Genomic DNA, 578 nt, shown 5'->3' with positions numbered 1-578 from the left:
ATCCACGCCGACGACCCGGCATTCGGGTACCGTTTCATCGCCGACGAACTCCCGGAGAAGGGCATCAGCGCGGGTGAGAACAGGGTCCAGCGCCTATGCCGGGACCACGGCATCTGGTCGGTGTTCTCAAAGAAGCGCGGCCTGAACCGCAGACCCGGTCCGCCGGTCCACGACGACCTGGTCGAGCGGGACTTCACCGCCACGGCACCGAACGAACTGTGGCTGACGGACATCACCGAACACCCTACTGCCGAGGGGAAGCTCTACCTCTGCGCGGTGAAGGACGTCTACTCCGGCAGGATCGTGGGCTACTCGATGGGTTCGCGGATGAAGTCCTCGCTTGCCGTCGCCGCACTGGAGAACGCCGTGCGGTCACGCCGCCCGGCAGCGACCGTGGTGCACTCGGATCGCGGTTCCCAGTTCCGCTCACGCCGGTTCGTCGAATCACTGCGACACCACGGACTCACCGGCTCGATGGGCAGAGTCGGCGCGTGCGCGGACAACGCCGCGATGGAATCGTTCTTCTCGCTGCTGCAAAAGAACGTCCTGGACCGTCAGTGGTGGCTCACACGGCAGGA

General features: G+C 65.4%; 1 protein-coding gene. It reads left to right on the top strand.

Features of this window, described 5'->3' with window-relative positions:
- The coding region (locus ACNQPB_RS20080) for an IS3 family transposase (RefSeq protein ID WP_498754183.1) at nt 1-578 on the top strand (578 nt) is incomplete at both ends.

Source organism: Curtobacterium sp. LFS079 (assembly GCF_047977865.1).
Lineage (GTDB): Bacteria > Actinomycetota > Actinomycetes > Actinomycetales > Micrococcaceae > Arthrobacter.
Note: the sequence above shows the minus strand (reverse complement) of the source record. Positions and strands in the feature narration are given on the sequence as shown.